This is a genomic window from Nocardia transvalensis NBRC 15921 (assembly GCF_000308875.1).
Lineage (GTDB): Bacteria > Actinomycetota > Actinomycetes > Mycobacteriales > Mycobacteriaceae > Nocardia > Nocardia transvalensis.
Genome location: NZ_BAGL01000127.1, coordinates 231,584 through 242,881 on the forward strand (window position 1 = coordinate 231,584; position 11,298 = coordinate 242,881).

General features: G+C 69.2%; 15 protein-coding genes. 5 read left to right on the plus strand and 10 right to left on the minus strand.

The window, feature by feature from the left end; translation table 11 throughout:
- Positions 1-20: 20 nt before the first annotated feature.
- From ON41_RS36915 to ON41_RS36925, 3 genes are all read right to left on the minus strand, one after another.
- A complete protein-coding gene (locus ON41_RS36915) occupies positions 21-956 on the minus strand; it encodes an ABC transporter ATP-binding protein (protein ID WP_040753619.1) in 936 nt (311 codons plus the stop codon).
- Positions 957-1,024: 68 nt separating this feature from the next.
- Positions 1,025-1,945 (minus strand): NADP-dependent oxidoreductase, encoded by a 921-nt coding sequence (locus ON41_RS36920; protein WP_040753622.1) that lies wholly within the window; start codon positions 1,943-1,945, stop codon positions 1,025-1,027.
- A 123-nt stretch (positions 1,946-2,068) separates the two neighbouring features.
- Positions 2,069-3,460 (minus strand): glycine--tRNA ligase, encoded by a 1,392-nt coding sequence (locus ON41_RS36925; RefSeq protein WP_040753628.1) that lies wholly within the window; start codon positions 3,458-3,460, stop codon positions 2,069-2,071.
- A gap of 170 nt (positions 3,461-3,630) precedes the next feature.
- On the opposite strand from ON41_RS36925, the gene ON41_RS36930 reads away from it, so the two are divergent.
- Complete coding sequence (locus ON41_RS36930) at positions 3,631-4,026, plus strand: ArsR/SmtB family transcription factor (protein WP_221333424.1); 396 nt, start codon at positions 3,631-3,633, stop codon at positions 4,024-4,026.
- 60 nt (positions 4,027-4,086) lie between these two features.
- Positions 4,087-4,542 (plus strand): Fur family transcriptional regulator, encoded by a 456-nt coding sequence (locus tag ON41_RS36935; protein WP_276325768.1) that lies wholly within the window; start codon positions 4,087-4,089, stop codon positions 4,540-4,542.
- Between the two features lie 79 nt (positions 4,543-4,621).
- Here the strand turns inward: ON41_RS36935 and ON41_RS36940 are convergent, their stop codons facing one another.
- On the minus strand, positions 4,622-5,578 hold the full coding sequence (locus ON41_RS36940; protein ID WP_040753633.1) for a hypothetical protein: 957 nt from the start codon (positions 5,576-5,578) through the stop codon (positions 4,622-4,624).
- Positions 5,579-5,678: 100 nt separating this feature from the next.
- Between ON41_RS36940 and ON41_RS36945 the strand changes: the two genes are divergently transcribed.
- Positions 5,679-6,293, plus strand: coding sequence for a TetR/AcrR family transcriptional regulator (locus ON41_RS36945; protein WP_040753639.1), 615 nt, complete (start codon positions 5,679-5,681; stop codon positions 6,291-6,293).
- Between the two features lie 12 nt (positions 6,294-6,305).
- Here the strand turns inward: ON41_RS36945 and ON41_RS36950 are convergent, their stop codons facing one another.
- The 4 genes from ON41_RS36950 to ON41_RS36960 form a co-directional block, all read right to left on the minus strand.
- Positions 6,306-6,713 carry a hypothetical protein gene (locus tag ON41_RS36950; protein ID WP_083905897.1) on the minus strand — a complete coding sequence of 136 codons (408 nt, stop codon included), beginning with the start codon at positions 6,711-6,713 and terminating at the stop codon, positions 6,306-6,308.
- Positions 6,710-7,525 (minus strand): isoprenyl transferase, encoded by an 816-nt coding sequence (locus ON41_RS36955; RefSeq protein ID WP_051163364.1) that lies wholly within the window; start codon positions 7,523-7,525, stop codon positions 6,710-6,712. Before ON41_RS36955 ends, ON41_RS36950 begins: the two co-directional genes overlap by 4 nt.
- Complete coding sequence (locus ON41_RS42095; RefSeq protein WP_157185771.1) at positions 7,525-7,683, minus strand: hypothetical protein; 159 nt, start codon at positions 7,681-7,683, stop codon at positions 7,525-7,527. The genes ON41_RS36955 and ON41_RS42095 overlap by 1 nt, the downstream gene beginning before the upstream one ends.
- A gap of 66 nt (positions 7,684-7,749) precedes the next feature.
- Positions 7,750-8,400, minus strand: a complete 651-nt coding sequence (locus ON41_RS36960) for a hypothetical protein (RefSeq protein WP_040753987.1) — start codon at positions 8,398-8,400, stop codon at positions 7,750-7,752.
- A gap of 66 nt (positions 8,401-8,466) precedes the next feature.
- Here ON41_RS36960 and ON41_RS36965 point away from each other — a divergent pair, with 66 nt between their 5' ends.
- Together ON41_RS36965 and ON41_RS36970 are read left to right on the plus strand one after the other, a co-directional pair.
- Positions 8,467-9,093: a TetR/AcrR family transcriptional regulator gene (locus tag ON41_RS36965; protein WP_040753643.1), complete on the plus strand. Its 627-nt coding sequence runs from the start codon at positions 8,467-8,469 to the stop codon at positions 9,091-9,093.
- Positions 9,094-9,172: 79 nt separating this feature from the next.
- Positions 9,173-9,925 (plus strand): NYN domain-containing protein, encoded by a 753-nt coding sequence (locus ON41_RS36970; RefSeq protein WP_040753645.1) that lies wholly within the window; start codon positions 9,173-9,175, stop codon positions 9,923-9,925.
- A gap of 8 nt (positions 9,926-9,933) precedes the next feature.
- Here ON41_RS36970 and recO read toward each other — a convergent pair whose 3' ends face one another.
- The gene (recO, locus tag ON41_RS36975) at positions 9,934-10,704 is read right to left on the minus strand and encodes a DNA repair protein RecO (protein WP_040753988.1); all 771 of its coding nucleotides are present in this window, start codon (positions 10,702-10,704) and stop codon (positions 9,934-9,936) included.
- Positions 10,705-10,836: 132 nt separating this feature from the next.
- Positions 10,837-11,250, minus strand: coding sequence for a hypothetical protein (locus ON41_RS36980; RefSeq protein WP_157185772.1), 414 nt, complete (start codon positions 11,248-11,250; stop codon positions 10,837-10,839).
- Positions 11,251-11,298: the final 48 nt, after the last annotated feature.

Sequence of the window (11,298 nt, forward strand, 5' to 3'; positions counted from 1 at the left end):
GAAGGTCGAGTGTCGTCATATCAGTTGTCTCCGGTCAGTGCGAGGAAGGCGTCTTCGAGGTTGTGCCCGGTGATCTCCAGGTCGAATGCCGGTGTGGCGGTGAGCAGATAGCGCGCGACGGCGTCGGAGTCCTTGGCGTGCACCAGGATCCGGTCACCGCGCTGCTCCACCCGGTCGACGCCCGCGATGGTCAGCAGCCGGTCCCGGTCGGCGCCGGGCAGGGTGGCGGAGACCAGGCGCCCGGCAGCGAGGTTCTTGATCGAGGCGGAGCTGCCGTCGGCGACCACTCTTCCGTTGCGCACCAGCACGATCCGGTCGGCGTAGGCGTCGGCCTCGTCGAGGTAGTGGGTGGCGAAGACGACGGTCCGGCCCTCACCTACATCGCGGCGGATTGCGTTCCAGAAGTCGCGGCGGCCCTCGACATCCATACCGGTGGTCGGCTCGTCGAGGACCAGCAGATCCGGGTCGGGCAGCAGGGCGAGGGCGAAGCGCAGCCGCTGCTGTTGCCCGCCCGAGCATTTGCCCACCAATCGGTCGGCGATGCCGTCTATTCCGGCGCGGACCAGGACCTCCCGGGCAGGCCGCGGCGAGGCGTGCAGGGCGGCCACCATGCGCACGGTCTCCGCGACGGTGAGGTCGGGCAGCAGGCCACCCGATTGCAGCACCGCCGCGATCCGCCCGGCGGCGATCGCGTCATCCGGTGTGCCGCCGAGGATTCGGACGTGACCGGCATCGGACCGCTGCAACCCGAGCATCATGTCGATGGTGGTCGACTTACCCGCGCCGTTGGGCCCGAGGAAGGCGACGATCTCCCCCGGCGCGACGACCAGGTCGAGCCCGTCGACCGCCCGGACGACGCCACCGTGGGCATGAAACGACTTGGCGAGCCCCTGAATCTCGACCGCCGGAACGGCAGCGACCCGGCCCGCCGAGCCGGAGGTCATGGCTGATGTCATACCTCGACTCTCGCCGACCCCAGCCCCGCACACCTCGCTCGAGCGTCACGAAGGTGGCATGACAGATGTCAGGGGTGCAGCACGATCTTCCCGCGAGTGTGCCCCTGTTCCAGCTCCCGATAGGCGTCGCGGACCTGGGCCAGGGGGTAGGTGGCGGCGATGGGGACGATCAGGGTGCCCGCGGCAACGAGGTCGGCCAGTTCGGCGAGGACGTCGATGGTGTCGGCGGCGCCGTTGCCCTCGGATTTCACGCCGTACTTCTGCACGGCCGCGAAGTCGATGACGGTGTTGATGCGCTCCAGCCCGACACCGAGTTCGAGGGCGAGGTCCACGTAGCCGTCGCCGTGGAAGTCGAGGAAGGCATCGACCCCGCTCGGCGCGACCGCGCGAATCCGCTCGGCCAGCCCGTCACCGTAGCCGACCGGGACGACGCCGAGCGAGCGCAGCCACTCCTGATTATCCGGACCCGCGATCCCGATCACCGTCGCGCCGCGAGCCCGGAGCAGTTGCACCGCAACGGATCCCACGCCCCCGGCCGCGGCGGAGACCACGACCACATCGTCCTTGCCGGCCTCCACGGCGCGTACGGCCGCGAACGCCGTCGTCCCCGCGACGAACAGCGATCCGGCCACATCCCACGGCACCTCGGCGGGTTTCGGAGCCACCTGGTCGACCGACGCGACGACGTGCGTGGCATGGCTGGCCCGCTTGTGGGTGAACCCGATCACCTCGTCACCGACGGCCAGCCCGCTGACGCCGGATCCCACGGCGGAGATCCGGCCCGCGAAATCGCTGCCCTGTCCGGACGGGAACGTCGCCGGCCAGCGGTCGTGCAGCGCGCCGCTGCGAATCTTGGTCTCCCCCGGGTTGATTCCGGCGGCGACCACCGCGACCACGACCTCCCCCGACCCGGGAACCGGATCCGGAACCTCGACCACGTCCAGTACGTCGATATCGCCGTACCGGTCGAACCTGACCGCCTGTGCCATGGGCCGCACCTTCCTGTCGAGATCGTCTCGTGCAGGCGGAACAGCCCGCCCACCCGAGTTATTTCCCGGGGCGCGCCATGGTGTTCCGGGCAGGCCCAGGCGTTTCGGGTACGCCGCGCGGAATCAGGCGCCGAGCAGCCGCTGCGCCAGATATCCCTCGACCTGGTCCAGCGCGATGCGCTCCTGCGTCATGGAATCCCGCTCGCGGACGGTGACCGCCTGATCCTCGAGGGTGTCGAAGTCGACGGTGATGCAGAACGGGGTGCCGATCTCGTCCTGGCGGCGGTAGCGCTTGCCGATCGCCTGCGCGTCGTCGAACTGCACGTTCCAGTTCTTGCGCAGCTGCGCCGCGAGATCGCGGGCCTTCGGCGACAGGTCGGCGTTGCGCGACAGCGGCAGCACGGCCGCCTTCACCGGAGCCAGGCGACGGTCCAGCCGCAGCACCGTGCGCTTCTCCGGGACGCCCTTGGCATTCGGCGCCTCGTCCTCGGTGTAGGCGTCGATGAGGAAGGCCATCAGCGAGCGGGTCAGGCCGGCCGCGGGCTCGATCACGTACGGGATGTAGCGCTCGTTGTTGGCCTGGTCGAAGTAGCTCAGCTCCTGGCCCGAATGCTCCGAATGCGTCTTCAGGTCGAAGTCGGTGCGGTTGGCGACGCCCTCCAGCTCACCCCACTCGCTGCCCTGGAAGTGGAAGCGGTACTCGATATCGACCGTGCGGGTCGAGTAGTGCGAGAGCTTCTCCTTCGGGTGCTCGTAGAGCCGCAGGTTCTCGGGATCGATGCCCAGGTCGATGTACCAGTCGCGGCGCGCGTCGATCCAGTACTGGTGCCACTGCTCGTCCTCGCCCGGCTTGACGAAGAACTCCATCTCCATCTGCTCGAACTCGCGGGTGCGGAAGATGAAGTTGCCCGGCGTGATCTCGTTGCGGAAGCTCTTGCCGATCTGGGCGATGCCGAACGGCGGCTTCTTGCGCGCGGTGGTCATGACGTTGGCGAAGTTCACGAAGATGCCCTGCGCGGTCTCCGGGCGCAGGTAGTGCAGGCCCTCCTCGGACTCGATCGGGCCGAGGTAGGTCTTGAGCATCATGTTGAAGTCGCGCGGTTCGGTCCACTTGCCGACCGTGCCGCAGTCGGGGCACGCGATCGACGTCATCGGGACCGTGTCCGGATCCTCGACGTTGTTCTTCTCCGCGTACGCCTCCTGCAGGTGGTCCTGTCGGTGCCGCTTGTGGCAGTTGAGGCATTCGACCAGCGGATCGTTGAACACCGAGACGTGACCGGAGGCCACCCACACCGGCCGCGGGAGGATGATCGAGGAGTCCAGGCCGACGACGTCGTCGCGGCTGGTCACCATGGACCGCCACCACTGCCGCTTGATGTTCTCCTTCAGTTCCACGCCCAGCGGGCCGTAGTCCCACGCCGACCTGGTGCCTCCGTAGATCTCGCCACTGGGGAAGACGAGACCCCGGCGCTTGGCGAGATTGGCGACGGTGTCGACCTTCGACTTGGGTGCCACGACTGAAGCTCTCCCTCTGGATGGGTGTAGGACGCGAGTCCGTTCAGAGTATCGGCCGGACCCCGGACCGGTCGAAGCAGTATCCGCACATCAGCGCCCGGAGTGTCAGATTGACATGCGCACCTGTGCATACCAATAATGGCATCGGTTTCCAATAAGGAGTTGGTTCGATGACCGCCGACAGTGGTGTTCCCGCACGGCGCAGCCGCGTCGCCGTGGAGGCGCCCACCCCGATCCCTCACGACCCCTATCCGTATCGGGCTCCGTCCGCTCCGGCGGTGCCGCCGCGCGGCATCCTGGACAATGCGGGCGAGCTGTTGCGGGCGCTGGCGGCGCCGGTGCGCATCGCCATCGTGCTGCAGCTTCGCGAGTCGCCACGTTGCGTCCACGAGTTGGTCGATACCCTGGGCGTGACGCAGCCTCTGGTGAGCCAGCATCTGCGCATCCTGAAGTCGGCGGGCGTGGTGCGCGGGGAGCGCACCGGCCGCGAGGTGATCTACGAACTCGTCGACGACCACCTCGCGCGCATCGTGGTCGACGCCGTCGCACATGCTGAAGAAGGGTGACAGCATTCGTGCCGGACATCGCAGGCACACCGTTCGCACATGGCTGAGGAAGGATGATTCGTGCCGGACATCACAGGCACAACAGCAAAGGGCGCAGAGAAGACAGTCGGTATTCGCAGCACCCGTCAGCGCAGCGCGATCGCCGCGCTGCTCGATGACATCGAGGAGTTCCGGTCCGCGCAGGAACTGCACGACGAGCTGCGGCGCCGCGGTGAGGGCATCGGTCTGACCACGGTCTACCGCACCCTCCAATCGCTGGCCGAGGCAGGCAAGGTGGACGTGCTGCGCACCGACACCGGCGAGTCGGTCTACCGCCAGTGTTCCAAGGGCCACCACCACCATCTGGTCTGCCGCCACTGCGGCCGCACCGTGGAGGTCGAGGGCCCCACGGTCGAGGCCTGGGCCGAATCCGTGGCCTCCCAGCACGGCTTCACCGAGATCAGCCACACCATGGAGGTCTTCGGCACCTGCCGCCGCTGCGCCGCCGTCCGCGACGGCCACCCGGCCCACGCCTGACCTCCCGCACACCGGCTCGCCGGCAGTCCACGAAACGCCCGCGCGGCCGGTCGCGGATGTTCCCGCACCCGTGCGTAAGTCAGGCGGGGACGGGTTCGGGGGTGGGGGTGCGGCTGGGGCGGAGGGCGCCGAGGGCGAGGAGGAGCAGGGCGAAGGCGGCCCAGCCGAGAAGGACTACGAGGGGCGTGGTGGCGGCGTGGCCGTCGAAGAAGGCGACCGAGCGGAGCAGGGTGGCGGCGGCGCCGGGCGGCAGTAGCTGGCCGATCGCGCCCCACGGCTGCGGCAGCAGTTCGGGAGCCGAGGTGGCGGCGGAGAACGGGTTGCCGATCAGCAGCATGAGCAGCGCGCCGACGCCGATGCCGGGCGGGCCGATCAGGGTCGCCAGCCCGGCGATCGTGCCCGCGACGGCGAAGGAAACCAAGCCCCCGATCGAGGCCAGGGCAAGGTAGGAGCCGGGCAGCAGGCTGAGCCAGCCCTGCACCACGGCCATACTCAGCAGTCCGGACGCGATCCCGAAGGTCACCAGCCCGACCAGCCGCGATCGCACGCCGGGCACCAGCAGGCTCACCAGGACACCGCCCGCGATACCGGCCATGACCAGCGGCAGCACCATCGCCCCGAAACCGGCCCCGCGCGGATCGTCGGCATCGGCGGGCACCACATCCTGCACCGGCGCGGCCGCGGAACCCGACAGTTGCTGCGCGATCGCCGTGAGCTGTTGCGCCACAACGGGACTCGCGGCAGACGCGACGACGACCCGCGGCGCCCCGCCGTCGGTGACGATGGCGCCGTAGGCCTCGCGCCGCTCGACGGCCGTGCGGGCGGCCGCCTCGTCGGACACGGTGGTGATGTCGAACGCCCCGGAATCGTGCTCGGCGAGCTTGCCCGCGACCACGGCCGCCGCCGGACCGGACACGGCGACGGGCAGATCCCGCGGCTTCATGTTGACGGCCGGCCAGGCGAAGGCGATGAGCATGACGGCTTGCACCAGGGCGGCGACAAGGCCCACCCCGACCGCGCGCGACATGGCGTTCATGACGTACTCCCAAGAAAATCGGAGGCTCGTTCTCTTAAGCCCTACCGTCGCAAGCCCCCGCTTCCTTGTCAAGAACGGATATTCGTTTTATTTTTGAAACATGCCCCGAGTCAGCGAGGAACACCTGGAACGCCGCCGGCAGCAGATCCTCGACGCCGCGCAGACGTGCTTCGCGCGCAAGGGCTTCCACCCCACCTCCATGCAGGACGTATTCACCGAATCGGGCCTGTCGGCGGGCGCGGTGTACCGCTACTTCAAGAGCAAGGACGACCTCATCGCGGCGCTGGCGGCCGACGCGACTTTGATGCTGCGCGGGCTGATGGACGACGTCATCGAGCGAGATCCCCTGCCGACCCCCGCCGAGCTGGTCACCGAGCTGACCGGCGAGGTCGTCCGCCTCAACGAGAACGGCGGGCGGGTGCGGCTCGCCCCGCAGGCCTGGGCGCTCGCCGTCACCGACCACGATGTCAAGGGGTATGTCGCAGCGGCGATCGGCACGATGCGCGACCGCTGGCTGGCCTACGCCGACCGGATGCGCGACGTCGGCTGGCTACCGCCCGACGCCGATACCGAGGCCGTCGCCAAGGCGCTGATCGGGGTCATGCCCGGTTTCATGCTCCAGTATCTGCTGCTCGGCGACACGGTTCCCGCCGATATCGGCCGCGGCCTCGACTACCTGCTGCCGACCTTCCGGCACGCCACCGCCGAAACGTAGCCCGCGCCGGCCTCAGGGCACCAGGCCCTTACGCGCCTGGCCGGCGCCGGACAACACCAGCAGCAGCATGGTGGCGAGGGCGTCGTCGTCCAAGCCCGCGGCCGGGAAGGTGTAGCGCAGGATCACGTCGGCGAGTTTCTCGCGCACCTTGAGGGTGAGCGATCCGAACTGCAGATCACTGTTGCGATCGGCGACCCGCTTGTGCAGCTGGGTCTTGAGCGGGCGGTCCCAGGCCAGCAGGCAGGTCAGGGTGAGCACGTCCAGGCCGGGCGCGAGATTCACGCCGCGCAGCGAGCACAGCGCGCCGTCGTATTCGAAGCCGATCCCGCCGTCCTCGACCCGGATGCCGATGTCGTATCCGGCCAGGCAGGCGCCGGCGCGTTCCTGCAGTTCCTGCGCCGCGGAGATGTCGCCGCTCACTTCACTCCGCCGAAGCGGCGGTCGCGCTTGGCGTACTCCACGCAGGCCTCCCACAGGTTGCGGCGGTCGAAGTCCGGGAACAGGGTGTGCTGGTACACGAATTCCGCGTAGGCCGCCTGCCAGATCAGGAAGTTCGAGCTGCGCAGCTCGCCGGACGGACGCAGGAACAGGTCCACGTCGGGCATATCCGGCTCGTCGAGGTAACGCTGGAAGGTCGACTCGTCGATCTTCTCCGGATCGAGTTTGCCCGCGGCCACCGCGCGCCCGATTTCCCGTGCGGCATCGGCGATCTCGGCGCGCCCGCCGTAGTTGACGCACATGGTGAGGGTCATCACCGTATTGTCCTTGGTGAGTTCCTCGGCGACCTCGAGCTCCTTGATCACGCTGCGCCACAACCGCGGTCGCCGCCCGGCCCAGCGCACCCGCACACCCATCTCGTGCATCTCGTCGCGGCGACGGCGGATCACGTCCCGGTTGAAGCCCATCAGGAAGCGCACCTCGTCGGGGCTGCGCCGCCAGTTCTCGGTCGAGAAGGCATACGCCGACAGCCATTTCACGCCGATCTCGATGCAACCCTCGACGGTGTCCATGAGCACCGCCTCGCCGCGCTCGTGCCCGGCGGTGCGCGGCAGCCCGCGCTCCTGCGCCCACCGCCCGTTGCCGTCCATCACCAGCGCCACGTGCTTGGGCACGAATTCCAGCGGCAGGGCAGGCGCGGTGGCCCCCGACGGATGCGGAGACGGCGGCCGGATCGTGCGGGTGGACGGAGCGGCGGGTTGGGTGCGATTACCGATCACATCTCCATCCTGCATCACGGGCTCGAGCGGCCGTTCACGACATCCACCGTCCGCAGATACTCGGCCTCGGGCGGGGCCAGGTCGCGGCCGTCCACCAGCACCGCCCGCTCCTCCGGGATATCGCGCAATCCGATCCGGTCGGCCATCAGCGCGCGCCCGTAGCCCACGAGCATCCGCAGCGGGAACCCACCGAGGTATCCGGAGGCGGAGGTCTCCGCGGTCAGCCGTATTTTTCCGGTTCACCCGCGCAGCAGGGCGACGCTGTAGGCGACGATCCAGGCGATCCACCCGAGCCAGCCGACGAGCCCCGTGAGCGCGATCCGGTCGGTCCCTTCGACGTTGTACGGGCTGGCGGAGGCGGAAACGAAAAGCAGTGCCGCACTGACATATCCGAGCACCGCATGCCAGCCCGGGATGAAGTCCGCGCCCATCCCGGCGGCCGAGAAACCCAGCAGCGCGATCGCCAGGAACAGCTGGTTGAACCCGAACAGCACGGTGCTCAGGCTCCACAGCGCGACCGTCGACCCGCGATCGTGCTCCGCCGCCGCGGCCATGGCGAACCGGAGCGCCTCGACGGTGGCGAACGCGATGTTCTGCATCAGCACCCCGGCGAAGCCGACCAGCGCCCACGCCGTGGCCCCGCTCCCGCCCTCCCACAGCCGCGCCAGCAGCCCGGCGGCGAAGACGGTGGTGCACACCCAGGTCGCGGGCGCGAGCACCGACGGCCGCTTCAGCGCGTCGCCGACAGCGGCGAAGGCGCCCACGACTTCGTCGATCCCCTTGCCCGCCATGGGCATCGGCAACCGACCCCGCACATAGAAGACATTGACGACGACAGCCGCCACCACGAACCCGATACCGCCCAGACCCGCCAGATCGGTGAAACTCATGACCAGCATCCTCAATCAGTTTTACGCAACGTATATTGAATATAGATACCGGAAGATGGGAGGGCAATGGCCGAGGACCAACCGCCCCGGCGGCGCTACGACTCGCTGCGCCGTCAGGAACAGGCGCACCGTACCCGCGCGGAGATCGCCGAGGCCGCGCGCCGCCTGTTCGTCTCCCAGGGCTGGGCGGCGACCACCGTGCGCGACGTGGCGCGCGCGGCCGGGGTCTCGGTGCCGACCGTCTATGCCGCCTACACCTCCAAGTCCGGCCTGGTCCGGGCGCTGGTGGACGCCGCGGACCTGTCCGCCGACATGGGCCGGATGCTGGCGGGCCTGGAGGGTTCGGCGGATCCCCGGCGGCAGCTCGCCGCGATGGCCGGATACGACCGCCGGCTGTTCGAGCGATCGGGCGATCTCATCACGCTCATCCGCGAGGCGGGCCGCACCGAACCCGAACTGGCCGGCGCCTACCGCGACGCGAGGAGACTCGCCGACGACACCCGCGTCCAGGTCTTCTCCGGATGGCCCGCGGGAACCCTGCGCGCGGATCTCGACATCCCGGCCGCCGTCGACATCTTCGCGGCGCTGTGCAATATCGACGTCTACGCCACCCTGACCGGGGAACGCGGCTGGTCGCCCGATCGCGTCGAGCGCTGGTGGACCGAGACCCTGGCCCGCGAACTGCTCCGCTGACCCGCGCTCCGTCCCGCCACGCGCCCGGCCCCCGCGCTACGGTGGTGGCGACCGTGGCGGCTCGACGAAGGGTACGACCGTGACCAGCGAGAACGCGACCAGGCTCGCGGTATTGATCGATGCCGACAATGCCCAGCCGGGTATCGCGGACGGCTTGCTCGCCGAGGTCGCCAAGTACGGCACGGCGCACGTCAAGCGCGCCTACGGCGACTGGACGAGCACGAATCTGAGGGGCTGGAAGGATCAGCTGCTGGAGCAGTCGATCCAGCCCATCCAGCAGTTCGGGTACACGACCGGGAAGAACGCCACCGATTCCGCGATGATCATCGACGCGATGGATCTGCTCTACACCGGCAAGCTCGACGGTTTCGTGATCGTCTCCAGCGACAGCGATTTCACGCGGCTGGCCAGCCGGATCCGCGAATCCGGGCTCACCGTCTACGGTTTCGGCCAGCGCAAGACGCCGAAACCGTTCGTCGCCGCGTGCGACAAGTTCGTCTACACCGAAAACCTCACCCACACAGCCGAAGAGGCGCCCGCGAAGTCACGCAAGACCGCGGCCAACCAGCTGAAGGGCGACGCCAAGCTGATGAACCTGCTGCGCAACGCCGTCGACGCGGCCTCCGACGACGCGGGGTGGGCGATGCTGTCGGGCGTCGGCTCGATCATCAACAAGCAGCGCCCCGACTTCGACCCGCGCACATACGGTTACACCAAACTCGGCGAGCTGTTCGCCGCGACGACACTGTTCGACCTGGAGGGCCGCAGCCCGGGCGAGGGCAAGCCCGAGATCACCTACGTCCGCGACATCCGCTACCGGCCGGAGAAGTAGCGGGGGTTTCACCCCACGCGGGTTTCCTCGGCCTGCACCCCGTGCGGCCGGGAACGCTCGATCAGGGGCAGGGTGCGCAGCTGGCGTTCCAGGTGCCATTGCAGGTGGGCGGCGGTCAGGCCGCTGGCTTGGCGGCGGATCGATTCCGGGACGGCGTCGATGCCCGACCATTCACCGCGGTAGAGGGCGCTCATCAGATCCAGCACGCCCACCGCGGGCGTCGCCGATCCCGGCGGGCGGCAGTGCACGCACACCGCTCCCCCGGCCGCCACATGGAAGGCCCGGTGCGGGCCCGGCGTCGCGCAGCGGGCGCAGTCGACCAGCGCCGGCGCCCAGCCGGCGAAGCCCATGGCCCGCAGCAGGAACGCGTCGAGGATCAGTTCGTGCGGGCGATGCGCGTCGGCGATCGCGCGCAGGGCGCCCGCGGTCAGGGTGTGCAGCCGGGGCGCCGGGGCACGCTCCTCCCCGGCCAGCCGCTCGGCGGTCTCCAGGACCGCGCACGCGGTGGTGTAGCGGCCGTAGTCGGCGACGATATCCGCCGCGAACGCCTCCACCGTGTGCACCTGGGTCACGGTGTCGAGACTGCGCCCCGGATGCAGCTGGATGTCGACGTACGCGAACGGCTCCAGCCGCGCCCCGAACTTCGACCGCGTCCGCCGCACCCCCTTGGCCACCGCCCGCACCAGCCCGTGCTGCCGCGTCAGCAGCGTGACGATGCGATCGGCCTCGCCCAGCTTGTGCTGGCGCAGCACGATCGCATGGTCACGGTACAAGCGCACGGCCACATCTTCCCACGCCCAGGCGACGAGGTGGCACAGCGTGCGGGTTTCCGGCCCAAAGCGTGCCGGAAAATGGTGGGTCGCGCCGGAGCGGAAACCCGGGTCGTGCCGACGAGTGGAGGTACCCGCCGTTCAGCGCTGAACCCCGACGCCCTCCTCGTACACCTGGATGATGCGGGGCGCGTGGAGCGTCCGCAGGAGGAGGGTGGTCCACCCCGTGCGGGAGCGGTCGATGGCGAAATCGTCGGCCTCGAGCAGCATGCGTTCGGGGCCTTGCAGTTCCATCGTGACCGCGGGGTGGCCGAGCGGGACGTCGACGATGGCCGTGCGGTTACCCCAGACGATCAGCCGCCGCCGGCTCATCGCGATGGCGCCGCCATCGATATTCCCCCAGCTCGACGACGCGTAGTGCAGCGCTGTCCGGTAACTGCGGTGTGCCACCGATCCACCGACCGGGCCGAACACCACGATCCCTTCCGACTCGAGATCCGAACGCAGTTGCAGCGGTAGCTCTTTCGAGCCGAACGCCCGGGACATGAACTTCACGGGGTGCATGGTAGGTGGAATCGACCCCCGGCGTCGATGCGCGCTGGA

Excerpts from the sequence above, each read along its gene's own strand:
- ON41_RS36940 (WP_040753633.1), bottom strand. The coding sequence starts at position 5,578 with ATGAACGCCATGTCGCGCGCGGTCGGGGTGGGCCTTGTCGCCGCCCTG.
- ON41_RS36965 (WP_040753643.1), top strand. The coding sequence starts at position 8,467 with ATGGCCGAGGACCAACCGCCCCGGCGGCGCTACGACTCGCTGCGCCGT.
- ON41_RS36930 (WP_221333424.1), top strand. The coding sequence starts at position 3,631 with ATGACCGCCGACAGTGGTGTTCCCGCACGGCGCAGCCGCGTCGCCGTG.
- ON41_RS36945 (WP_040753639.1), top strand. The coding sequence starts at position 5,679 with ATGCCCCGAGTCAGCGAGGAACACCTGGAACGCCGCCGGCAGCAGATC.
- ON41_RS36915 (WP_040753619.1), bottom strand. The coding sequence starts at position 956 with ATGACATCAGCCATGACCTCCGGCTCGGCGGGCCGGGTCGCTGCCGTT.
- ON41_RS36960 (WP_040753987.1), bottom strand. The coding sequence starts at position 8,400 with ATGAGTTTCACCGATCTGGCGGGTCTGGGCGGTATCGGGTTCGTGGTG.
- ON41_RS36920 (WP_040753622.1), bottom strand. The coding sequence starts at position 1,945 with ATGGCACAGGCGGTCAGGTTCGACCGGTACGGCGATATCGACGTACTG.
- ON41_RS42095 (WP_157185771.1), bottom strand. The coding sequence starts at position 7,683 with ATGCTCGTGGGCTACGGGCGCGCGCTGATGGCCGACCGGATCGGATTG.
- ON41_RS36955 (WP_051163364.1), bottom strand. The coding sequence starts at position 7,525 with ATGCAGGATGGAGATGTGATCGGTAATCGCACCCAACCCGCCGCTCCG.